Annotated in this window: 23 protein-coding genes; 9 read left to right on the top strand and 14 right to left on the bottom strand. The window is 73.9% G+C overall.

Going from position 1 to position 22,240, the window contains the following annotated elements; genetic code table 11:
• Positions 1-234: 234 nt before the first annotated feature.
• Positions 235-864 carry a LysE family translocator gene (locus LUZ64_RS05190; RefSeq protein WP_170116850.1) on the top strand — a complete coding sequence of 210 codons (630 nt, stop codon included), beginning with the start codon at positions 235-237 and terminating at the stop codon, positions 862-864.
• Positions 865-988: 124 nt separating this feature from the next.
• On the top strand, positions 989-1,702 hold the full coding sequence (locus tag LUZ64_RS05185; RefSeq protein WP_095583033.1) for a DUF6875 domain-containing protein: 714 nt from the start codon (positions 989-991) through the stop codon (positions 1,700-1,702).
• A 54-nt stretch (positions 1,703-1,756) separates the two neighbouring features.
• On the opposite strand, the gene LUZ64_RS05180 is transcribed toward LUZ64_RS05185, so the two are convergent.
• The 3 genes from LUZ64_RS05180 to LUZ64_RS05170 all read right to left on the bottom strand — a co-directional run bounded on the left by LUZ64_RS05180 (position 1,757) and on the right by LUZ64_RS05170 (position 5,365).
• On the bottom strand, positions 1,757-2,959 hold the full coding sequence (locus LUZ64_RS05180; protein ID WP_095583034.1) for a cytochrome P450 family protein: 1,203 nt from the start codon (positions 2,957-2,959) through the stop codon (positions 1,757-1,759).
• Positions 2,960-3,071: 112 nt separating this feature from the next.
• A complete protein-coding gene (locus tag LUZ64_RS05175) occupies positions 3,072-4,802 on the bottom strand; it encodes a pectate lyase-like domain-containing protein (RefSeq protein ID WP_095583035.1) in 1,731 nt (576 codons plus the stop codon).
• A 119-nt stretch (positions 4,803-4,921) separates the two neighbouring features.
• Entirely contained in the window at positions 4,922-5,365 is a 444-nt protein-coding gene (locus tag LUZ64_RS05170) for a guanyl-specific ribonuclease (protein ID WP_372471941.1), read from the bottom strand.
• A 195-nt stretch (positions 5,366-5,560) separates the two neighbouring features.
• Here LUZ64_RS05170 and LUZ64_RS05165 point away from each other — a divergent pair, with 195 nt between their 5' ends.
• From LUZ64_RS05165 to LUZ64_RS05150, 4 genes are all read left to right on the top strand, one after another.
• A complete protein-coding gene (locus LUZ64_RS05165; protein ID WP_095583036.1) occupies positions 5,561-6,202 on the top strand; it encodes a helix-turn-helix domain-containing protein in 642 nt (213 codons plus the stop codon).
• Entirely contained in the window at positions 6,199-6,372 is a 174-nt protein-coding gene (locus LUZ64_RS05160) for a DUF6126 family protein (protein WP_170116849.1), read from the top strand. The genes LUZ64_RS05165 and LUZ64_RS05160 overlap by 4 nt, the downstream gene beginning before the upstream one ends.
• A gap of 95 nt (positions 6,373-6,467) precedes the next feature.
• A complete protein-coding gene (locus LUZ64_RS05155) occupies positions 6,468-7,121 on the top strand; it encodes a thiaminase II/PqqC family protein (protein WP_095583037.1) in 654 nt (217 codons plus the stop codon).
• Positions 7,122-7,125: 4 nt separating this feature from the next.
• Complete coding sequence (locus LUZ64_RS05150; protein ID WP_095583038.1) at positions 7,126-7,668, top strand: GNAT family N-acetyltransferase; 543 nt, start codon at positions 7,126-7,128, stop codon at positions 7,666-7,668.
• Here LUZ64_RS05150 and alc read toward each other — a convergent pair.
• Both alc and allB read right to left on the bottom strand, forming a co-directional pair.
• The gene (gene alc / locus LUZ64_RS05145; RefSeq protein ID WP_095583039.1) at positions 7,649-8,800 is read right to left on the bottom strand and encodes an allantoicase; all 1,152 of its coding nucleotides are present in this window, start codon (positions 8,798-8,800) and stop codon (positions 7,649-7,651) included. The two genes, LUZ64_RS05150 and alc, sit on opposite strands and share 20 nt — an antisense overlap.
• Positions 8,797-10,146: an allantoinase AllB gene (gene allB, locus LUZ64_RS05140; protein ID WP_095583040.1), complete on the bottom strand. Its 1,350-nt coding sequence runs from the start codon at positions 10,144-10,146 to the stop codon at positions 8,797-8,799. The genes alc and allB overlap by 4 nt, the downstream gene beginning before the upstream one ends.
• Before the next feature lie 270 nt (positions 10,147-10,416).
• Between allB and LUZ64_RS05135 the strand changes: the two genes are divergently transcribed.
• Positions 10,417-11,199: an IclR family transcriptional regulator gene (locus tag LUZ64_RS05135; RefSeq protein WP_095583041.1), complete on the top strand. Its 783-nt coding sequence runs from the start codon at positions 10,417-10,419 to the stop codon at positions 11,197-11,199.
• Positions 11,200-11,304: 105 nt separating this feature from the next.
• On the opposite strand, the gene LUZ64_RS05130 is transcribed toward LUZ64_RS05135, so the two are convergent.
• A complete protein-coding gene (locus LUZ64_RS05130) occupies positions 11,305-11,646 on the bottom strand; it encodes a DUF5955 family protein (protein WP_372471950.1) in 342 nt (113 codons plus the stop codon).
• Between the two features lie 170 nt (positions 11,647-11,816).
• Between LUZ64_RS05130 and LUZ64_RS05125 the strand changes: the two genes are divergently transcribed.
• On the top strand, positions 11,817-12,446 hold the full coding sequence (locus tag LUZ64_RS05125) for a nucleotidyltransferase family protein (RefSeq protein ID WP_095583043.1): 630 nt from the start codon (positions 11,817-11,819) through the stop codon (positions 12,444-12,446).
• Positions 12,447-12,861: 415 nt separating this feature from the next.
• Positions 12,862-14,481, top strand: coding sequence for a malate synthase A (gene aceB / locus LUZ64_RS05120; RefSeq protein WP_095584226.1), 1,620 nt, complete (start codon positions 12,862-12,864; stop codon positions 14,479-14,481).
• Between the two features lie 223 nt (positions 14,482-14,704).
• Here the strand turns inward: aceB and LUZ64_RS05115 are convergent, their stop codons facing one another.
• From LUZ64_RS05115 to LUZ64_RS05080, 8 genes are all read right to left on the bottom strand, one after another.
• Complete coding sequence (locus LUZ64_RS05115) at positions 14,705-16,153, bottom strand: YfcC family protein (protein ID WP_095584227.1); 1,449 nt, start codon at positions 16,151-16,153, stop codon at positions 14,705-14,707.
• Positions 16,154-16,353: 200 nt separating this feature from the next.
• A complete protein-coding gene (locus LUZ64_RS05110) occupies positions 16,354-17,733 on the bottom strand; it encodes a nucleobase:cation symporter-2 family protein (protein ID WP_232389794.1) in 1,380 nt (459 codons plus the stop codon).
• A gap of 422 nt (positions 17,734-18,155) precedes the next feature.
• Positions 18,156-19,523 (bottom strand): 8-oxoguanine deaminase, encoded by a 1,368-nt coding sequence (locus LUZ64_RS05105; RefSeq protein WP_095584802.1) that lies wholly within the window; start codon positions 19,521-19,523, stop codon positions 18,156-18,158.
• A gap of 132 nt (positions 19,524-19,655) precedes the next feature.
• Positions 19,656-20,552: a factor-independent urate hydroxylase gene (gene pucL, locus LUZ64_RS05100; protein WP_095584803.1), complete on the bottom strand. Its 897-nt coding sequence runs from the start codon at positions 20,550-20,552 to the stop codon at positions 19,656-19,658.
• Position 20,553: 1 nt separating this feature from the next.
• Positions 20,554-20,913 (bottom strand): hydroxyisourate hydrolase, encoded by a 360-nt coding sequence (uraH, locus tag LUZ64_RS05095; protein ID WP_095584804.1) that lies wholly within the window; start codon positions 20,911-20,913, stop codon positions 20,554-20,556.
• Positions 20,910-21,458 carry a 2-oxo-4-hydroxy-4-carboxy-5-ureidoimidazoline decarboxylase gene (gene uraD, locus LUZ64_RS05090; protein WP_095584805.1) on the bottom strand — a complete coding sequence of 183 codons (549 nt, stop codon included), beginning with the start codon at positions 21,456-21,458 and terminating at the stop codon, positions 20,910-20,912. The genes uraH and uraD overlap by 4 nt, the downstream gene beginning before the upstream one ends.
• Before the next feature lie 122 nt (positions 21,459-21,580).
• Positions 21,581-21,973, bottom strand: coding sequence for a helix-turn-helix domain-containing protein (locus LUZ64_RS05085; protein ID WP_095584806.1), 393 nt, complete (start codon positions 21,971-21,973; stop codon positions 21,581-21,583).
• The gene (locus LUZ64_RS05080; RefSeq protein ID WP_095584809.1) at positions 21,970-22,221 is read right to left on the bottom strand and encodes a thiamine-binding protein; all 252 of its coding nucleotides are present in this window, start codon (positions 22,219-22,221) and stop codon (positions 21,970-21,972) included. Before LUZ64_RS05080 ends, LUZ64_RS05085 begins: the two co-directional genes overlap by 4 nt.
• Between the last annotated feature and the right edge of the window lie 19 nt (positions 22,222-22,240).

Here is a 22,240-nt window from a genome sequence, read left to right as displayed (position 1 = left end):
TGGTGGCGGGCTGACCGATACGGGTGACGAAGCCGTCAACCCCGCGCCTTGCGGTCGCGTCTTGTGCAATACAGATGACAGTGGCGAAGTCCTACAGAATCCCTGACATTTCCGGGGATTCCGCTCGATCACTTTTGCATCCGCCCATGTCAGATGCGCTTCGGGCCACCGGGCCGGATACCGGGCCGGGCACCCGGGGTGCCGCGCGGAAAGGGCCGGAGGAAGGGCGAGGCCGTGGAAGAGCTGGCTCTGGGGGTGGCGCTGGGGTTCAGCGCGGGGATCAGCCCGGGCCCCCTGCTCGCGCTGGTGCTGTCCGGGACGCTGCGCGGCGGGCTCGGCGTCGGGCTGCGGGTGGCCGCGGTGCCGCTGCTCACCGACCTACCGGTGATCGTCCTCGCCGTGACCGTGCTGGCCGTGCTGCCGGAGCGGGCGATCGCCGTCGGCGGGGTGCTGGGCGGCCTCTTCCTGGCCTGGCTGGCCGTGACGACGCTGCGCGAGGCGCGGACGGCCGAGGTGCCCGCCGCGCGGGACGCCCGGGAGGAGCGGGCGGCGGGGCGGCGGACGCTGTGGCAGGGCGCGCTGGTGAACCTGCTCAGCCCGCATCCGTGGATGTTCTGGCTCACGACCGGGGCGCCGCTGCTCGTGGCGGCCTGGCGGCACGGCCCGCCCGACGCCGGCGGCTTCCTCTTCGGCTTCTACGCCTTGCTGGTCGGCAGCAAGGCCGCGCTCGCGGTGATGGTCGCCCGCGCCCGCCACCGGATCGGCACCCGTGGCTACCGCCTGCTGCTCGGCGGCTCGGGGGTACTGCTGCTGGCGGCCTCCGGCTTACTGCTGACGGAATTCGGCTCCGCGCTGGTGGCGTAGATCCCCTGGTCCCGTTGCCTGTCCGGTACCGACACGATGGAGCGACTTTGCCCGCAAAACTCAACCTCGCTCCCGGTCTGACTCGTTTTTATGTTTACCGGACACAGTGACTGGGGGACCCGCCATGAGCCACGGACACGGACACCACGACCCTTCGAGCGGCGGCCCCGCGGCCGACCTCTCCCGCATCCGGCTGTACGACGAGCCGGCCGCCGGCTCCCACGACCGTCTCCGCCCCGTGCGCGACTGGGTCCGCGAGCACGTCGCCCGGCCCCATCCGGACCTCGGCCGCAAGGGCGCGGTCTGCCCCTTCGTGCCGCTCTCGCAGCGCCTGGGCCTGATCCGCTACGCCCTGGCCGAGCCCCCCGTGACCGACGAGGCCGGGCTGACGGCCGCGGTCGCCGCGCTCAAGGCGCACTGGCTGGCCATGGAACCGCGCGACGGCCAGCACGCCGTCGACAAGACGATCGTCCTCGTCCTGCCGGGGGCGGCGGCGGAGACCGTCGTCCGGGTGCACGACCGGGCCAAGCCCGGGTTCGTGGCCGACGGGATGATGCTCGGCGAGTTCTTCCCCGGACACCCCGGACCGGGTCTGCACAACCCCGGTTTCCGGCCGCTGCACAGCGACATCCCGCTGCTCGTCGCGCGCAGCATGGTCACCAACGACCTGCCTTTCCTGACCGAGCGGCGCTATCCGCCGGCCCGGCGCGCCGGCTTCGTGGAGTCCTTCCTGGAGCACCAGCGGTCGGCGAGCCCGGACACCAGGGCCCGCGCCCGGGAGGAGCTCACCCGGGCCCGTACGGAACTGGGGCGGCCGGACCCGCCGCCTCCGGACTGAGCCGGCGGCCGGTACGGGACGGGAACCGGGACCGGGCCGGGGCCGGAAACGGGATCAGAAGCGCACCGGCAGCCGGTGCGGGCCGCGGATGAACAGGCCCTCGCGCCAGGGCAGGGCGTCCGGGTGGGCGTCCAGGGCGAGGTCCGGGCAGCGCTCCAGGAGGGTCCGGAGCGCGGTCCTCGCCTCCAGGCGGGCCAGCGGCGCGCCCAGGCAGTAGTGGATGCCGTGCCCGAAGGTGACATGGCCGCGCGCGTCGCGGCGGATGTCGAAGCGACCGGGGTCGTCGAAGCGGGCCGGGTCGCGGTTGGCGTCGGAGATGACGGGCAGGACGAGCTCGCCGCCGCCCGGTATCACCGTGCCGCCGATCTCGACGGGCTCCGTGGTGAAGCGGTACGTCGGGGTCTCCAGCGGGCCCTCGTAGCGCAGCGTCTCCTCCACGGCCCCGTCCAGCAGCCCGGGGTCGGCGCGCAGGGCCGCCAGCTGCTCGGGGTGCGTGAGCAGGGTGAGGACCGCGTTGGTGATGAGTCCCCCTGTGGTCTCGTGGCCCGCGACGAGCAGGATCCACGCCGTGCCGAGGAGTTCCTCGGGCGAGAGCCGGTCGCCGTCCTCGTCCGTGGCGCGGACCAGGTCGCTCAGCAGGTCGTCGCCGGGGCGCGCCCGCTTGGCCGCGACCAGCTCCTCCAGATAGGCGTGCATCGCGCCGGCGGCGACGGCCTTCTCGGCCGGCGGCGCGGATCCGACGGCGGTGTTCGACCAGTCGCGGAAGGACTCCCGGTCCAGGGACGGCACGCCGAGCAGTTCGCAGATGACGCCCATGGGCAGCGGGAAGGACAGCGCGTCGGCGAGGTCGGCGCGGCGGTCCGGCGCGGCCAGCATGGCGTCCAGCAGGCCGTCGGTCAGCTCCTGGACCCGGGGCACCAGGGCGTCGACCCGTTTCGGGGTGAACTCCCTGGCGACGAGCTTGCGCAGCCGGGTGTGGTCCGGCGGGTCGAGCGTGAGCATGTGCGGGCCCGAGGCCACCGTCTTCAGCCCGAGCGACGGCGACACGCTCCGCCAGTCCTTCGACAGACGGGGGTCGCTCAGCGCGGCCCGCGCCTCCTCGTAGCCGACGACGAGCCAGGCGACGGAGCCCTCCGGCATCCGTACGTGGTGCACGGGTCCGCGCTCCCGCAGCCCGGCGTAGACCGGGTGCGGGTCCCTGGCGAACGCGTCCCCCAACGCGGCCAGATCGACGGTTCCGCTCGTGTGCGCCCCCATGGCTCCCCCTCGCTCCGGAAGATCGTCCCCGGCGCACCGGACGGCCTCAAGAGCGATTTCAGGACACCTGTCCGATTGCTGTCCGGTTACGCTCCGGACGGTGCCGGTCCGCCTACGGGTACTCCGCGACGTGGGCCACGTTGCGGCGCGCGTCGGACGGGCCGCCGGTGCCGTTGACGACGTGCCGGATCACCCCCTTGCCGCCGAGGGAGACGGTGACGAGGTGGTGGAGGCGCACACCGGGCCGGCGGGGCGCCGCGAAGGCGCGGTCGGCGACGACGCGCGGGTCGGCCGTGAAGTTGCAGTAGCTGCCGAGCCCCCACGCCTCGTGGCGGGTGACGCCGGCCGCGACCTCGTAGGCGGGGTAGCCCCGGTGGGCGCCCTCGCGCCAGGCGGCCTGCCGCGGCGGGTCGTAGGGCAGCTCGTTCTGGAAGAAGTACGTCCGGCCGCGCTCGCCGCGCCAGAGCGTCTGGTGCCGCTGGTAGTGCTCGACGAACAGTCCGTACACCGTGACGTCGTCGCCGTTGACGATCAGCCCGTGGTCGGCGGTGTTGACGGTCCAGCCGATGCCGTCGCCGTGGTCGGCGCGCCACAGCCAGAGGTTGTCGCCGATCACGTCGGAGCTGTTGACGACCAGGCTGCGGACGGCCCGGCCGGGGCCGGTGCCGCCGATCCGGAAGAAGACGTCGTGCAGCGAGACGGGGTCGGCCGTGTGCCGCCGGCGCGCGCCCGGCGGCCCGATCTCCATCAGCGCGGGCGAGGCCGCGGGCCCCGCGTCGACCAGCAGGCCCGCGAGCCGCACCCCGTCGACGTCGGCCACGGACAGGGCGGTGCCGCCGTGGTCGGGCACGAGCGTGGCGAGGCCGAGGCCCAGGACGACGGTGCCGGGGCGGGTGACCCGCAGGGTGCGGTCGAGGTGGTGGATGCCGGGGGTGAGGAGCAGGTCACGGCCGCGGTCGAGCGCCGCCTGGATCCCGGCGGCGCCGGACCCCGGCCGCACGATGTGGAACCGGCCGAGGGGGCGGGACTCCCCCGCCGGGCGGGCGCCGTGGGCCCAGGTGGTGCCCCGTCCCCCGGTGCGCAGGGCGGGCACCTGGACGCGGTACGCGCCGGCCCCGTCGACGTACAGGAACGGCTTCTCGCGCACGAGCGGGGTGCGGTCGACGCGGGTGTGGGGCGGTGCGGGGTAGCCGCGGTCCGAGGGGGCGTTCCGGACGCCGGCGAAGACCATGTTCCAGGTGGCGCCGGTCCAGCCGGCGAATTCGCTGTTCCTGGACAGCCATTGCTGCTGGGTGCCCGACCGGACCCGGCCGTCGATCAGCGAGTCGGCGAGGAAGCCGCCGCTGGACCAGCCGCCGTCGTCCAGGAGGAGGTCGCCGCAGACGTGCATGCGGCGGTACGGGGCGGCCTGCGAGACGGCCCAGCGGTCGGCTCCGGAGGGCGGGAGGACGGAGAGGTTCTCGGCCGAACGCCAGAAGTTCTGGGTGGCGTTGCCCTGGAACCAGTCGGCCTCGGCGCGCACCGCGCCCCGGACGGTCACGGCGTCGGGCGACCGCCCCAGCCCCGCGACCTGGGTGTAGAAGCCGACGTTGACGTCGACGTCGTAGGCGCCCGGCTTGAACAGCAGCGCGTGCCGGCCGTCGCCGAACTGGGCGCGCTCCTGCCGCCGGAAGACCGCGTCGACCTCGCGCTGCACCGCCGCTTTCGGCATCGACGGGTCGAAGACGTGGACGTTCGGACCGAGGTCGGGGGCGCCGCCGGGGGCGCTCGCGCGGGGCGCGGCGGGCGTCTGTGCGAGGGCGAGGCAGGCTGCTGCGGCCAGGAGGGCGGCGGTGAGTCTCACCCGGTCATGGAAGCGGAAGGTCCCGCCGCCGTGGTGGACGGCGGCGGGACCTTCACCCGTCGGTGTGCGGATGGCCCGGCGGATGGTTCAGCCGGGCGGCGGGAAGCGGTGCCGGGCGGTCAGCAGGTGAAGTCGACCAGGTCGAAGGTCTCGTAGTGGTCGCCCGTGTAGTAGTCCTCGTGGCTCTTCTGACCGGTGACGATGCGCCGTGCACCTCGGTCCGGGGAGCCGGGGGTCTTGACCGTGTACTCGTGGTAGTAGCCGGAGGTCTGCTTCGGCAGGACGCCCTCGCGGTTGGAGAAGACGGTGCCGTCCTTCGGGTAGGGGAAGGGGCCGCCGGCGTCGATGAGCCGGATGGTGTCGTGGGCCTGCGAGGGCAGGTCCGAGTAACAGATGTCGCCGACGATCTTCGCGGAGACCGGTGCGACCGCGACGGCGGCCGGTGCGGCCTGCGGCGTGGCGGCCAGGGCGGGTCCGCCGAGGAGCAGGGCGGAGACGAGGCCGGCGGCCAGCGCGGCGCTCCGGGCGAAACGGCGAACGCGAGGGGGGTTAGTCATGCTCATGACCAACAGCATGACGTGCATGGTCAGGGACGCGTCAATATTGAACGGGCAATGTTTCCGGGAGATTCACCGGGACCGACGGGCCGTTCACCCGGAATCGACCGTTCGCCCCGGGACACGCCGGGGCGGACCCGGCGGTTTTGCCTCAGAGGCAAAACTTTTGCCTCTGAGGTACGCCGGGTCTATACCGGAACCATGAGCCAGAGCACCCCGGCCCCACCGGACGACAGCCCGGGAGAGGAGCTGCCGACCGTCGCCCCTCGCCTGCGCGACCTGCGACGACGCAGCGGCCTGACCCTGGAGGCCGCGGCCGGGCGGGTGGGCCTGTCGCCCGCCCATCTGTCGCGGCTGGAGACCGGTCGCCGCACTCCGTCGCTGCCGATGCTGCTGGCGCTGGCGCGTACGTACGGAACGACGGTATCCGACCTCCTGGGCGAGGCGATCCCGGAGCGGGACCCGATCGTGCGGAGCGACCGGATGGAGCCGCAGCAGGCGGGCGGCTGGACGTACTGGCGGGCGGGCGGCTCGGGGCGGGCCATGCAGGCCCTGCGGCTGCATGTGCCGCCGGGCGGGGGCGGCCAGGCGGAGCTGGTGCGGGTGCACCCCGGCGAGGAGTGGCTCTACGTCACCTCCGGCCGGCTGCGGCTGACGCTCGGCGAGTCCACGCACCTGCTGGACGCGGGCGACGCCGCGCACTTCGACTCGCTGACCCCGCACCGCATCGCGGCCGCCTCGCCCGGCGGGGTGGACCTGCTGTTCATGCACACGCTGATGCAGAGCGCCGCGACCGAGCTGTGTCTCGGGGGCGCGACGCCGACCCGGAGGGGAATGCCATGACACCGGCCGAGGAACGACTGGACGGACACACCGGGGAGCCGGCCGTCCGCCGCATGAACGAGGAGGACCGGGCCCCGATGGGGATGACGGTCCGCGTGATCATCTACCTCGTGGCCGTGCACTTCTTCGCGGCCTTCCTCTTCCTCCTGTTCTTTCTCGCCGGAGGCTGAGCGTTCTTTCTCGCCGGAGGCCGAGCGCGCGGCACGCGGGTCTGAAAGGCTGAGCCGGGGGGCGGCCCCCGGCCAGGACACCGGAAGGCGGATCGATGACGCGCACGGCCCAGGACGTACTGACGGACGCGGCGCGGGAGCTCGCGCCCGCGCCGAACGCGACCGTCGAGCGGATCGCGGCGGGAGAGGCGCCCGTGGAGGTCCTCGCGGCCCTCGCGCTGGAACAGCACCACGTCATCGTCGGCGACCGCCGCAGCTTCGCCCACCTCGCCGGGCGGGCCGCGCCCGTGCCGGCCGTCGCCGCGTTCTTCGAGAACCTCGCGCGGGGCGAGGACTCGGCCCTGGGCCACCTCGGCGCGCTGGCCGCCGCCTGCGGGCTGGACGAGGCGGCCGTGCGGGCGTACGAGCCGCGGGCCGGCTGCCAGGCGTATCCGTCGTACGTGGCCTGGCTCGCGCTCGGCGCCGAGCCCGTGGACGTGGTGGTCGCCCTGTCGGCCAACTTCGCGGCGTGGTCGTCGTACTGCGCCACGGTCGGCCGGGCGCTGCGCGAGCGGTACGGCTTCGACGACGCGGCGTGCGCGTTCTTCGACCTCTTCGCCGAGCCGAAGCCGGGCGCGCCGGACGCGGTCCTGGCCGCGGTGTCGGCGGGGCTGGCGGCGGGCCGGCTCTCGGAGCCCTCGGCGCGCCGCTACGGACGGCTGCTCCAGGACTACGAGTCGATGTTCTGGGACTCGCTCGCTGTACGGTGAACGCATGTCGTACAGCGATCGGCCCGACGTGGCCTACCGGCCCGCGCTCCCCGGGGACTTCGAGGCGATCGAGGCCCTCGACAACTCCTTCACGACCGGCGCCGTCCTCGAAGTGACGGCCACGGAGGAGGGGTTCCGCGTCCGCGCCGTGCCGGTGGACCCCCCGCTGCGGAAGGTCTACCCGGACGAGGAGGAGCTCGGCGAGGACGCGGAAGCGCGGGCGTTCGTCGCGTACGACGCCGGGGGCCTGTGCGGCGCCGTCACCTTCGCCCACTCCGCCTGGAACAGCCGGCTGCTGATCTCCGACGTGCGGGTGGCGCCGCACCGGCGCGGCCAGGGCGTCGGGTCCGCCCTGATGGACCTCGCGCTGGACGAGGGCCGGGAACTGGGCGCGCGCACCGCCTGGTTGGAGGTGACCAGCGTCAACGCCCCGGCCGTGCGCGCGTACCGCGGGATGGGCTTCGCCCTGTGCGGCCTGGACACCACGCTCTACACGGGGACGGCCTCCGAGGGCGAGATCGCGCTGTTCATGAGCCGCCCTCTGTGACGGTCCGCCCGGCGTCGTCGGCCGGCGGGTCCGTCAGCGAGCCGTGCACGCGCAGCCGGGCGACGCCGCCGTCGGGCAGGACGTCGATCCGTACGTGCGTGGCGACGGGCCGGCCGTCCAGCGGGAAGCGGTGGACGGTGTCGGGCTGGAGACGGGTGCGCGGGAGGATCTCGGTCCAGCCGGCGCCGGGGTCGGCGGGGTCGGCGCCGGTGCCCGCGTCGAGGACGGAAAGGGCCGCCCAGCCGGGGGCGTTGCCCTTGTAGCAGCCGGTGTCGATCTCGGCGGCCCGCAGGACGGCCCGGCCGGTGAGGCGGTAGCGGACCCAGTCGTGGCCGGTGTCGCGGCGGCGGCGGGTCTCCCAGCCGTCGCCCATCTCGCGGGAGCGGCCCGGCCGGATGCTGTTGAAGGGCGAGCTGTAGAAGCGGTCGGAGGCGTCCTCGACATGGCCGCCGTTCTCCAGCGCGGCGAGGTCGAAGACGCCGACGGCGGCGAGCCAGGCGGGGTCGGGCACCGCCTCGCCGTGCACCCGCAGCCGGGCGACGCCGCCGTCGGGGTACTGGCGCAGCCGCAGGTGGGTGAAGCGCTCCCGGGAGTGGACGGCGAAGGCGTTGGCGGCGTGCCCGCCGACGGGCGTGCGCGGCACGAGGACGGTCCACTTCACGTCCTCGGCGAGCAGTTCCCCGGGGGCGGGGGTGCCGGGCAGGGCGGCGGCCTCGACGGAGACGGCCTCGGGGTGGTTGCCGCGGAAGTGGGCGGTGTCGACGACGAGTCCGTGGACGCGGCCGGGGGCGCCGAGCCGGATCAGCGCCCAGTCGTGGTCGTCGGGCCCGGGGTGCGGTGCGGTGGCCTCGGCGCCGCGTCTGCGGCGGGTCTCCCAGCCGTCCATGACCTTGCCCTTGTGGCCGAAGGCGTGCGGGTCGAAGCGGGGGGCGGCGGGCACGATCAGGTTCTCGCGCTCGGCGAAGAACTCGTCGCTGGCGGCGACGACGGCGCCGCCCAGGTCCCGGTCGGCGAGGTCGGGCAGGTGCCCGAAGGGGGCGGGGGCCGAGCGGTAGTCGGCGTACGGGTCGCCGCCCGCGTACGGTTCCGCGTTGCCGGTGAACGACCCGGCGGAGGAGGGTATTTCGCTCATGTGCCGCGCTGCCTTTCGAGGAGGAGGCCGGTGGGTGCGGCGAGGGCGCCGGGCCCCGCGATCCGGCGGCCGCGCAGCCAGGTGGACCTGACGACGCCGAGCAGTTCCTTCCCGGCGTAGGCGGTGACGGGGTTGCGGTGGTGGAGCGCGGCCGGGTCGACGGTGAAGGACTCGTCGGGGGCGAGGACGGCGAAGTCGGCGTCGCGGCCGGGGGCGATGGCGCCCTTGCGGTGGAGTCCGGCGAGGGCGGCGGGGGCGGTGGCCATCCAGCGGGCCACGTCCCGGAGGGTGTGGCCGCGGCGCCGGGCCGCGGTCCAGACGGCGGGGAGGCCGAGCTGGAGGGAGGAGATGCCGCCCCAGGCGGTGCCGAAGTCGGGGACCTTGAGGTCGGTGGTGCAGGGCGAGTGGTCGGAGACGACGCAGTCGAGGGTGCCGTCGGCGAGGCCCGCCCAGAGGGCGTCCTGGTTGGCGGCCTCGCGGACGGGCGGGCAGCACTTGAACTCGGTGGCCCCGTCGGGTACCTCCTCGGCGGTGAGGGTCAGGAAGTGCGGGCAGGTCTCGGCGGTGACGCGCACGCCCTCGGCCCGGGCCGAGGCGATCAGCGGCAGGGCGTCGGACGACGACAGGTGCAGGACGTGGACGCGGGTGCCGCGCCGCCGGGAGACGGAGATCAGGCCGGCGACGGCGTCGTTCTCGGCGGCGCGCGGGCGGGAGGCGAGGAAGTCGGCGTAGCGCCGGCCGTGGACCCGGGGCGCGCGGTCGAGGTGGGCCGGGTCCTCGGCGTGCACGATCAGCAGGCCGCCGAAGGCGGCGGTCTCCGCCGCGACGGCCTCCAGGTCCTCGGGGCCGAGCGCCGGGAACTCCTCGACGCCGGAGGGCGACAGGAAGGACTTGAAGCCGAGGACGCCCGCGTCGTGGAGGGGGCGCAGGTCCGCGAGGTTGGCGGGGAGGGCACCGCCCCAGAAGCCGACGTCCACGTGGACCGCGCCGCGCGCCACGTCCTGTTTGGCCCTGAGGTGCTCGACGGTGGTGGTCGGCGGGAGGCTGTTGAGCGGCATGTCGACGAGGGTGGTGACGCCCCCGGCGGCGGCGGCGCGGGTCGCGGCGTCGAAGCCCTCCCACTCGGTGCGGCCCGGTTCGTTGATGTGGACGTGGGTGTCGACGAGGCCGGGGAGCAGGGCGTCGTCCCCGAGGTCCTCGGTCACGGCGCCGGGCGGCGGGGCGGTGTCGTGGGGCAGGACGGCCGCGATCCGGCCGGCGGCCACGGCGACGGAGGCGGCGCGCGTCCCCTCCGGGGTGACGACGCGCGTGGAGCGCAGCAGCAGCTCCACCGGTTCCGGGGTCACGCCTTCTCCTCTCCCAGCGGTTCCCGGTGGTTCCCGTGAGGTCCGGGGCGCACCGGCGATGACGAGCGAGATGTTTTTCAACGTTCTGTTGAACGGCGGTGGGGGCAGTCTTCAGCGGGGCCCCGCACCCGTCAAGACCTCCGCGCCGCACCGCCCCCTCCTGCGGCTTTCCGGGAGACAGAAAAGGGATTTCTTCTGACGGAAGGTGGCGAACAGGAGGGGTGACGGGCCGGTAGGCTTCTGCCACCCCGTCCCGGAAGGACCCCGAACGTGCCCTCGCCCACCGAGCCCCGAACCGCCGCGCCCACCGGCGGTGTCCAGTCCCTGGAGCGCGCTTTCGACCTCCTGGAGCGGATGGCGGACGCGGGCGGCGAAGTGGGGCTGAGCGAGCTCTCCGCGACCAGCGGGCTGCCGCTGCCGACCATCCACCGCCTGATGCGCACGCTGGTGGCCTGCGGTTACGTCCGCCAGCACCCCAATCGCCGGTACGCCCTGGGCCCCCGTCTGATCAGGCTCGGCGAGAGCGCCTCCCGGCTGCTCGGCACCTGGGCCCGCCCGCACCTCGCGCGGCTGGTCGAGGAGACCGGCGAGACCGCGAACATGGCGCTGCTCGACGGCGACGAGGTCGTCTACGTGGCACAGGTGCCCTCGCGCCATTCGGTGCGGATGTTCACCGAGGTCGGTCTGCGGGTGCTGCCGCACACCACCGGGGTGGGCAAGGCGCTGCTGGCGCAGAGCCCCGACGACGAGGTCCGCGCGCTGCTCGCCCGTACGGGCATGCCCGCCGCGACCGAGAAGACGATCACCACCCCGGAGGGCTTCCTGGACGCCCTGACCCGGGTGCGCGAGAGCGGCTACGCCGTGGACGACAACGAGCAGGAGATCGGGGTCCGCTGCCTCGCGGTCCCGGTGCCGAACGCCCCGACGGCCGCGGCCATCTCCATCTCGGGCCCGGCGGGCCGGGTCACGGACGCGGCGACCGAGCGGATGGTGCCGCTGCTCCAGCAGGTGGCGGCCGAGCTTTCGGTGACGCTGGCGGACACGTCCGCCTGACGCGGGTCGCCCGCCGCACTGCCGCGCCGACCGTCCCACGCCCCGCAGCAGGTGCGCGGGGCCGCTCTCCCTCGTCTGTACGGTCTCGTCAGTACGGTCCGGGCGTCAGCCCCCTTCACGGGGGCCCGGCACCCGGAAGCGCTCCTCCCCCGGTGTCCCGCCGAAGCGGTCGACCGCGGCCCTGACCTCGCCGAGGGCGGGGGCCAGGGCGCTCACCGAGCCCAGCGCGCCCGCGACCAGGAGCAGCGCCCGACGCAGCCGGGGCACCTCGGGCTCCCCGGCGCGCGCCATCGCGTCGAGCGCGGCCAGTTCGTCCTCGGCGGCGTCGCGGTCGGGTAACAGGGCGGGGTGCGCCGCGAGCGCCCGGCGCAGCCGGGACACCGCGTCGCACAGTTCGTTCACTCTCGGGTCATCGCCGACGCGTTCCACACGCTCCTCTTCCGCCACTCCGGCGCCCTCCGCCACGACACTCCCCCTCCCACGCGCTAGCGCGGATCAGTTAACGCACTTTCCGTACCTCGCGCTACACGCACAGCGAAATCAAGTCCGTACTCCGCACGCACGGGTGATGCGGCCGCCACGGCCCGCCCCGCCGACGGATGCGGTATGCAGGGGCCATGACGCGCACCACGGCCACGACACACGAAGGCCCCGCGGGGGCGGCGGCCGTCGCCGGACTGCTGCTCGCGGCGGGCGGGGGCAGGCGGCTCGGCGGGCGGCCGAAGGCGCTGCTGGAGCACCGGGGGCGGCCGCTGGTGGAGCACGCGGCGCGGATCCTGGCCGAGGGGGGCTGCGCACCGAGGTACGTCGTGCTCGGCGCGGCCTCCGAGGAGGTACGGGCACGTGCCCGGCTCCCCGGCTGTGTGCTGCTGGACAACCCCGCCTGGGCCGACGGCATGGGCTCCTCGCTGCGCGCCGGGCTCGCCGCGCTCGTCCCGGGGGACGCGTCGGCGGCGCTGGTGACGCTCGTCGACCAGCCGCGCGTCGGCGCGGCGGCGGTGGCCCGGCTGCTGGCCGCGTACCGGGCCGGGGCAGGCCTGGTGGCGGCCTCGTACGACGGGGAGCGCGGCCATCCGGTGCTGTTCGCGCGGGAGCACTGGGCGGGCGTCGCCCGCGCGGCCACCGGCGACCGCGGCGCCCGCGACTATCTGCGGGCGCACGCCCCCGAACTGACGCTCGTGGAGTGCGGGGACGTCGCGGACCCCGGTGACGTCGACACGCCGGACGATCTGCCGCTGCTGGGCTGACGCGACGGACGGGGCGACGGACGGGGCCCGGAGGCGGAGCCGGCCGGGCGTCCGGGGGTGGGACGGAGGCGGCACGGGGGGGGCGGCTCGCGGGCGGCACGGGGACGGCACGGGGTGAGATCAGCCTGGCCGGGGGCGCCTCCTGGGGCACCCCCGCGGTAGCCGGGGGAGTTCGAGGCCGCCGCGCGGCGGCGCGGAAGCGGGGCCCGGGGGCTTGCCCCCGGTTTCGGGAAAGGGCGGGGCCGGGGAAAGGCCGCCCGCAGGGGCCCGCGCTGCCGGTGCGGCCCGCCGGAAACCGTTGCCCGACGTCACCACCCCATTGATGTTCCACCATGAGAAAACTATTCTCCACGGACGATCATCCGGCGGCACTCCGTGCCGTCGTCCCCGGTCACCGCTGAAGGAGTGAGCGCCCATGTCCGCACCAGCGCCGTCCCCGCTGGCCCTCGTCGACGCCCCGCCCGTCGCACGGCAGTCGGAGATCCTGACGGACGAGGCGCTCGCCTTCGTCGGCGAGCTGCACCGCCGGTTCACCCCCCACCGTGACGAGCTGCTCGTCCGCCGGGCCGGGCGCCGGGACGAGATCGCCCGCACCGGCACGCTGGACTTCCTCCCGGAGACCGCCCACGTCCGCGAGGACCCCGACTGGCGCGTCGCCCCGGCCCCGGCCGCGCTGGCGGACCGGCGGGTGGAGATCACCGGCCCGACGGACCGGAAGATGACCGTCAACGCCCTTAACTCGGGCGCCCGCGTCTGGCTCGCCGACTTCGAGGACGCCTCCTCGCCCACCTGGGAGAACGTGGTGCGGGGGCAGCTCAGTCTGGTGGACGCCTTCGAGCGGCGCATCGACTTCACCGACGAGCGCGGCCGGTCCTACGCCCTGCGGCCCGCCGAGGAGCTGGCCACCGTCGTCGTCCGGCCGCGCGGCTGGCACCTCGACGAGCGCCACCTCACCGACGGCGACCGGGCCGTGCCCGGCGCGCTCGTCGACTTCGGCCTGTACTTCTTCCACAACGCCGCACGGCTGCTCGCCCTCGGCAAGGGCCCGTACTTCTACCTCCCCAAGACCGAGTCCCATCTGGAGGCCCGGCTGTGGAACGACGTCTTCGTCTTCGCCCAGGAGTACCTCGGCGTCCCCCGCGGCAGCGTCCGGGCGACCGTCCTGATCGAGACGATCACCGCCGCGTACGAGATGGAGGAGATCCTCTACGAGCTGCGCGAGCACGCCTCCGGGCTGAACGCGGGCCGCTGGGACTACCTCTTCTCGATCATCAAGAACTTCCGTGACGCCGGGGAGCGGTTCGTGCTCCCCGACCGCAACTCCGTCACGATGACCGCGCCGTTCATGCGCGCGTACACCGAACTCCTCGTCCGCACGTGCCACAAGCGCGGCGCGCACGCGATCGGCGGGATGGCGGCCTTCATCCCCTCCCGGAAGGACCCCGAGGTCAACCGGGTGGCCTTCGAGAAGGTCAAGGCGGACAAGGACCGCGAGGCGCGCGACGGCTTCGACGGCTCGTGGGTCGCCCACCCGGACCTGGTGCCCGTGGCCCGCGCCTCCTTCGACACGGTCCTCGGCGACCGTCCGCACCAGAAGGACCGGCTGCGCGAGGACGTCCGGGTGACGGCGGAGCAGCTCCTCGCCGTCGACTCCCTGGAGGCGCGGCCCACCCACGAAGGGCTGCGCAACGCCGTCGCGGTCGGCATCCGCTACATCGAGGCGTGGCTGCGCGGCCTGGGCGCCGTCGCCATCTTCAACCTGATGGAGGACGCCGCCACCGCCGAAATCTCCCGCTCCCAGATCTGGCAGTGGATCGACGCGGGCGTCGTCCTCGACACGGGCGAGAAGGTCACCGCGGAGCTCGCCCGGCGGGTCGCCGCGGAGGAACTGGCCGTGGTGCAGGCGGAGGCGGGGGAGGAGGCGTTCGCGGCGGGGCGCTGGCGGGAGGCGCACGATCTGCTGCTGCGGGTGGCTCTGGACGAGGACTACGCGGAGTTCCTGACGCTGCCGGCGTACGGGCTGCTGCGGGGCTGAGGCTTTTTCCCCACCCCGCCCCTTCCCGCTGCATCCGATGTGCGGCTCCGCCGCGTGAGGGGCTCCGCCCCGGGCCCCGGTCCTCAAGCTCCCCCAGCTACCGCTGGGAGGTGCCCCCGGACGGGCTGAAAATCAGCCTGTCCGGCGATTGAGGACACCGCGCGAAGCGCGGAAAGGGGGCCCGGGGGCGAAGCCCCCGGTTCGGGAAGGGGCAGGCAGGGGATCACGCCACCGCGCCCAGCGCCACGAACCCGCAGATCAGCACCGCCAGAATCACCAGCAGCGGCCACACGAACCGCAAGTACTTGTCGTAGCCCACCTTCGCCAGCGCCACCCCGCCCATGATCACCGCAGTGGTCGGCACCCACAGGTTCATCAGCCCGCTCGCCGACTGCCAGGCCGTCACCACCACCGTCCGCCCCACGTCCGCGAAGTCCGCCAGCGGCGCCAGGATCGGCATCGCGAGCGTCGCGTGACCCGAGGTCGAGGGGATCAGGAAGGCCAGGGGGAGGTTGACCAGGAAGACCATGACGCCGAAGAACGCGCCCGGCGTACCGGAGACGGCGCCCTCGATGGAGTGCAGCACCGTGTCGGTGATGCGGGCGTTGTTCATGAGGACGGTGACGCCCCGCGCCAGGACGATCGTCAGCGCGGGCGACATGAAGTCGCCCGCGCCCTTGACGATGACGGCGCTCAGCCGCTGCTCACCCAGGCGCGCGACGATGCCGACGAGCACCGAAGCGGCCAGGAAGAGGGCGGCCAGCTGGGCGAAGGACCAGCCCAGTTCCCAGCCGTAGGGCGCGGCGTCCGCCTTGCCGGTGAGCGCGCTCGCCCAGGGGATCACCGAGAAGATCATGAAGGCGAAGACCACGGTGACGATGACGAGCACGGCCTTCTGGAGCCCGGTCAGCTCCGGCGGCGCCGCCGCCTCGGCGGCCAGCTCCCGGTCGCCGGGCAGGAAGCCCACCAGCGAACGGCCGGGGTCGGTGCGCACCCTTCGCGCGTACCGCTGGACGTATCCGATGGTGACGCCCGTGAGGACGACCCACATCGCGAAGCGCAGCGCGATGCCGTCGCCCAGCGAGACCCCGGCCGCCGAGGAGGCCACCCCCGTGGCGAAGGGGTTGACGGTCGAGGCGAGCACGCCGACGCCCGCACCCAGGATGATCGTGCCGGTGGCGACCATCCGGTCGTAGCCGAGGGCCAGCATCAGCGGCACGATCAGCCCGTAGAAGCCGAGCGTCTCCTCCGCGAAGCCCTCGACCGTGCCCAGCAGCGAGAACACGGCCATAACGGCGGCGATCAGCAGGGCGCCACGGGTGCGCAGCCGGTGGGCCAGCCGTTCGATGCCGCGGTCGAGGGCGCCGGTGGCGAAGACGACGGTGATGAACGCGCCGATGGCCAGGACGAAGAGGAAGACGCCGGCGCTGCCGTAGAGCGCGCCCACCGCGTCCGGGGCGACCTCGCCGGTACGGGCGTCACGGATGCCGTAGAGGCCGTTGACCGGCGAGAGGAAGAGGTCGCCCAGGCGGTGGACGAACCCGCCGGGCGCGGCCTCGCGGTGGTACGTGCCCTGGACGGGGTTGCCGTCGTCGTTCCGCCGGTAGGTGCCGGAGGGGATGACGAAGGTGAGGATCCAGACGGCGAGGGTGACGAGCGCGAGGACGGTCAGCGCGCTGGGGAAGGTGAAGCGGCCCTTGCCGGCGGCCCCGGCGTCCGTCTCCTCCCCCGTCCCCTCCCCCTTCGCCTGCCCGCCCGCGCCGTCCTCCCGGTCGGGCGCGCCGTCCCCGGCTTGCTGGTCCACGACGGAACACCCCTCCGCGCCTCTGGCGGTCGTTTTGCGCCGATTGTGGCGCAATAAGGGGTATCTCCCTAGTCGCCACGCACGGACCGGCGTGCTCCGAGGTGGTTGAACGCGAGGTTGAGGACGACGGCCGTCAGACAGCCCGCGCTGACACCCGAGTCCAGGATGATCTTCAGGGTCTCGGGGATGGCGGAGTTGTCGTAGAAGGTGCGGGAGACCACGGGGATCAGGCCGATGCCGAGCGAGGTGGCGGCGATCAGGATGTTGTCGCCCTTGTCGAGGCCCGCCTTGAGCAGGACGTTGACGCCGCTGGCGGCGACCGTGCCGAAGAGCACGATGCCCGCGCCGCCCAGCACCGGGCGGGGCACGACGGCGATGAGCGAGGCGAAGGCGGGGCTCAGGCCCAGCAGGAGGAACATCAGACCGCAGGTGGCGACCACGAAACGGCTGCGCACCCGGGTGAGGGCGACCAGGCCGATGTTCTGGGCGAAGGCGCTGTTCGCGAAGCCGTTGAAGAGCGGCCCGACGGCGCTGCCCAGGGTGTCCGCGCGCAGCCCGCGCGCGATGACCTCCTCGTCCGCCTCCCGGCCCACGATCTCGCCGAGCGCGAGCATGTCGGCGGTGCTCTCCGTCATGCAGACGAGCATCAGGACGCACATGGACACGATCGCCGGGACGGCGAACTGGGGCGCGCCGAAGTGGAAGGGCGCGGGAAACCCGATCAGGGGGGCGTGGGCGGTGGGGCCGAGGTCGACGGCGCCCACCGGCACGGCGATCAGGGTGCCGACGACCAGGCCGAGCAGGATGGCGATCTGCTGGAGGAAGCCGCGGAGCAGCCGGCGCAGCAGCAGCACGATCACCAGGGTCGCCCCGGCCAGACCGAGGTCGGTCAGGGACGCGGGCCTGTCCGTGCGGCCGCCCTGGATCCAGCCGAAGGACACGGGCAGCAGCGTGATGCCGATCAGGGTGATGACGGTGCCGCTGACGACGGGCGGGAAGAAGCGGACGAGCCGGCAGAAGTAGGGGGCCAGGAGGAAACCGAGCGCGCCCGCCACGATGACCGCGCCGTAGACGACCGGGAGGGCGTCCCGCCGGTCGGCCTGGGCGTCGGCGACGGCGAGCATCGGTGCCACGCCCGCGAAGGACACGCCGTTGACGAACGGCAGCCGCGCGCCGACCTTCCAGAAGCCGATCGTCTGGAGCAGGGTGGCGATCCCCGCGGTGAAGAGCGCCGCGCCCACCAGAAAGGTGATCTCCTTCGGCGGCAGGCCGATGGCGGCGCCGACGACGAGGGGCGGTGCGACGACGCCGGCGTAACTCGCGGCGACGTGCTGGAAGCCGCCGGCGAGCAGCTTGGTGACGGATGGGACGTGGTCGACGGGGTGGGGGGCGGGGTGTTCCGGGGCCGGGTCGGGGGTTCGCTCGGTGGAACCGGGCACGATGGCCATGGCGGGTCCTCTTGTCGGTGACCGATGGGGTGCCCGCCCCCGGGCGGGGGGCTTTCCCCTACCCGCCCCTTCCCGCTGCGCCCGATGTGCGGCTCCGCCGCGTGGCGGGGCTCCGCCCCGGACCCCGGTCCTCAATCGCCGGACGGGCTGAAAATCAGCCCGTCCGGCGATTGAGGACACCGCGCGTCAGCGCGGCCGGGGGTCTGGGGGCGAAGCCCCCAGTTACGGGAAGGGGCGGGTAGGGGAAAGAACCGCCGGAGGCGCGCGAGGTGCGGGCCGGGGCGCCACCGGTCACGACCGGCCACGCCCCGGCCCGCCGCCCGTGGACCGGAGCCCACGGGCCCGGCCGAGGGCCGTCCCCCTCGACCGAGTCCGGACGGACGGATGAGCAGGTGAAAAGGCGGGCGGGCAGACGAAAACCCTCAGCCCCCCGCCACGATCCGCGCGAGCCGCCGCGCCTCCTCCCCCGCCTCCCGCGCCACCACCTCCTCGTCCACCGTCACCAGCCGCCCGTCCTCCACGACGGCCCGGCCGTCGACGAGGGACAGGGTGACGGGCGCGGCGGCGCCGAGGACGAGGGCGGCGACCGGGTCCGCGATGGAGGAGTGGCCGAGGCCGTCGACCTTCCACAGCACGAGGTCGGCGAGTTTGCCCGCCTCCAGGGAGCCGGTCTCGGCGGCCCGCCCGAGGACCCGCGCGCCGCCGTACGTGCCCAGCCGCAGGGCCTGCCGGACGCTCAGGGCGTCGGCGCCGCCCGCGAGCCGGTGGACGAGCAGGGCGTTGCGGAGCTCGGTGTGGAGTTCGCCGGTCTCGTTGGAGGCCGTGCCGTCCACGCCGAGCCCGACGGGCACACCGGCCGCGAGCAGGGCGGGGACGGGCGCGGTGCCGGCCGCGATACGGGCGTTGGAGGAGGGGCAGTGGGCCACTCCGGTGCCGGTACGGGCGAATGCCTCGATGTCGGCGTCGCCCATGTGGATGCAGTGGGCCATCCACACGTCCTCGCCGAGCCAGCCCGTGGACGCGAGGTAGTCGGTGGGGCCCATCCCGAAGAGCTCCTTGCAGAACCGCTCCTCCTCGACGGTCTCCGAGCCGTGGGTGTGCAGGCGCACGCCCTTGCGGCGGGCGAGCTCCGCGGCCTCGCGGAGCAGCTCGGTGGAGACGGAGAACGGCGAGCAGGGGGCGACCCCGATCCGGAGCATCGAGTCGAAGCCCGGGTCGTGGTAGGTGTCGATCGCCTCCTCGGTGGCGATCAGCGCCGCCTCGGTGGTCTCGACGGCGAAGTCGGGCGGCAGCCCGCCGGCCGACTCGCCGCGGTCCATCGAGCCCCGGGTGGGGCTGAAGCGGACGCCCATCTCCCGGGCGGCCCTGATCTCGGCGCCGAGGAGGTCTCCGGCGCCTTTGGGGAAGACGTAGTGGTGGTCCATGGCGGTGGTGACGCCGCCGCGGACCATCATCGCGAGGGAGGCCCGGGCGGCGGCGTGGACCATCCGCTCGTCGATGCGCGACCAGGTGGGGTAGAGGGCCACGAGCCAGTCGAAGAGGGCGGACTGCTGGGCGAGGCCGCGGGTGAGCCACTGGTAGAAGTGGTGGTGGGTGTTGACCAGGCCGGGGGTGACGAGGTGTCCGGTGCCGTCGACGCGGCGGACGACCCGTTCGAGGCCCTCGGGGGCGGCTCCCGGGCCCACCGATTCGATGCGGTTGCCGGCGACGACGACATGGCCGGAGGCGTACTCGGTGTCCTGGGCGTCGACGGTGGCGACGGCGCAGTTCTCGATGACGATCCGCTCCACGGGTGCGGACCGGGGACCTGCGGGGGCTGACGCGGGTGCTGCCACGGCGATTCCTCGATCTCGGTTCACGGAAGGTTCGCGGTTCACGAAAGGTTCGCGGTCATGGAAGGTTCGCGGTCGCGGAAGTCGCGGTCACGGAAGGTTCGTCAGGTCCACCGGGATGGCGGCCTCGGCGCCCTCGCGCAGGACGGTGGCCTCGATGAGCCCGTACGGCCGGTCGGCGGCGTAGTAGACCTCGTTGTCGTTCTTGAGGCCGAACGGCGAGAGGTCGACCAGGAAGTGGTGCCGGTTGGGGAGCGAGAGCCGGATCTCGTCGATCTCCGGGCGGTGGTCGACGACCCGCGCGCCCATCGCGTAGAGGGTCTGCTGGAGGGAGCGGGAGTAGGTGTCGGCGAAGGCGCGCAGCAGGTGCCCGCGTGTGGCGGCGTAGCAGGCGTCCCAGTCGGGCGCGGTCTCCTCGCCGCCGGTCCAGGAGTACCGCCAGCGGGCGTGGACCTGGGTGGCGAGGATGCGGTCGTCGGTCTCCGGGAGCGTGGTGTAGCGGTCCTTGACGTAGCCGCGGAATTCGGAGTCGGTGGTGTTGAGGACCACGAGGTCCTTGAGTCCGGAGACGACCGTCAGGTCCGTGCCGTCGAAGGTGATCTGCGCGGTGCGGGTCTCCTGGCCGGTGCGGACGAAGGAGTGCCCGCCCGGCCCGTCGCCGGCGATCCGCTCCCAGCCGTACTCCTCGACGCGGATCCGGGCGGACGTGACCGCGCTCTGGCTGTCGACGAAGTGGCGGGCGAGGTGGACGCCGAACCGCTCGGCGGAGTCGATGCCGTGTTCCTTGGCGAAGGCGAACACGGTGTTCTTCGTGGCGTCGGTCGTCAGGACGTGGGCGTTGGAGCCGGTGAGGTGGACGGCGTCCATGTCACCGGAGAGCGAGACGGAGACGCTGAGGTCCTTGAGGTGGTGGACGGCTCCGTCACGGGTGACTTTCAGGACGCGGTTCTCGGCTTTGCCGTACTGGTTCTGGCCAAGGACGGGCATGCTAGCTCCCTCGGTATACGGAGTAGCCGTACGGACTGAGCAGCAGCGGTACGTGGTGGTGCTCGCCGGGTGCGACGGTGAAGTCGACCGTCACCTCCGGGAAGAAGGCCGTGCCTGCCCCGGCCCGGCCGGAGAGGTAGGGCCCGACCTCGAAGCGGAGCCGGATCCGGGTGGTGTCCGCCGGCGGTGCCGGGAGGTCCTCGCAGCGCCCGTCCGCGTCGGTGACGGAGCCCCCGAGGGCCGTCCAGCCGCCCTGGGCGCCGGCCGCGGACAGCTCCACGGCGACTCCCCCGGCGGGCCGGCCGAGGGCGGTGTCCAGGACGTGGGTGGACACCGAGGTGGCCGGTCTCCCGGTGCTCATGGCGGGCTCCCGTCGGTCGTGGTGCGGTCGGGGGTGTCGCCGGGCGCTTCGACGAGCCCGGCGAGCCTGATGCGGTTGATCTTCCCGAGTTCTTCCCTGACGATCTCGCGCTCGCGTTCCGGCGTGTTGCCGATCCGGGCGCGGACGGCGTCCCGCAGCCGCACGGCGGAGAGGCCGGTGGCGCAGACGAGGAAGACGTGCCCGAACTTCTCCTGGTAGGCGAGGTTCAGGGCGAGCGTCTCGGCCTTGAGGCCGGCGGGGGCGTCCGCCATTCCGCGCTGTTCGCGGGCCGACACCGGGTCGCCGGGGGTGGGGCGGCCGATCGGCGGGTGCGCGGCCGTCGCCTCGGCGAGGTCGGCCGGGGTCAGGGCGGCCATGACCGCGTCGCTGGTCGTGCGCAGGGCGGTCAGGTCGGGGTAGGGGCGCCGGGCGAGGACCGCCTCGACCCAGGCGCCCGAGGCGCAGACCGCGCGCAGCGCGGTGCGGGCCTCGTCGTCGTCCGCCGTGTTGAACCGGGTGAGCCCCGGCGTCGAACTCGAAGTCACGGGAGCCTCCGTGGCCGCTGCCGATGAGCTTGGGCGAGTACGGACCGCGCACAGCCGCCGGGCGTGAACGGGCTGCGCATAGCTAACGCCCTCGGAAACACCGCGTCAACACTTTGTTGAAATTACTCACCGCTCCGGGTGGTGTTCTCCCGGTCGGCGTCCCGGTTGAGGTAGTTGTAGACGGTGAAGCGGCTGACGCCCAGCGCCGCGGCGACCGTCTCCACGCCGTGCCGCACGGAGAACGCGCCGCGCGCCTCCAGGGTCCGTACGACCGACTGCTTGGCGCGGCGGTCCAGTTCGGCCAGCGGCACGCCGTGCCGGCGCTCCAGCTCGGCCAGGATGCGGTCGAGCGAGTCGGAGAGGTGCGGCAGCCGCACGGCCACGACCTCCCGCCCCTCCCAGGACAGCACCACGTCGTCGGCACGGGCCTCGCCGGGCTCGACCAGCTCGCCGCCCATGGCGTCGACGAGGGGTCTGACGGCCGCCCGGAAGGGGTGTTCGGCCGCCCCGGTCACGCCCCCTCCCCCGGCACGACGTTGAGCTGGAGGGAGACCCGGGTGGCGCCCGCCCGGAGGGACTCGCGCAGCAGTTCGCCGACGGCGGCCAGCACCTCGTCGCGCCCGCCCTCGGCGCTGGTGCCGAACGGGCCTACGTCCACGGCGTCCAGCTCGGCGGCCCGGACCGCGTCGCGAGCCGCCACCGCGTGCGGTGGCGGCTCGTCGAGGTCGAACGGTTCGGTCGTGAACTCCACTCTCAGTCGCACCATGACCCCACCGTAGCGG

This window comes from Streptomyces albireticuli, from assembly GCF_021228125.1.
Lineage (GTDB): Bacteria > Actinomycetota > Actinomycetes > Streptomycetales > Streptomycetaceae > Streptomyces > Streptomyces albireticuli.
The sequence above is the reverse complement of the archived record's forward strand: the minus strand, read 5'-3'. Positions and strand labels throughout refer to the sequence as shown.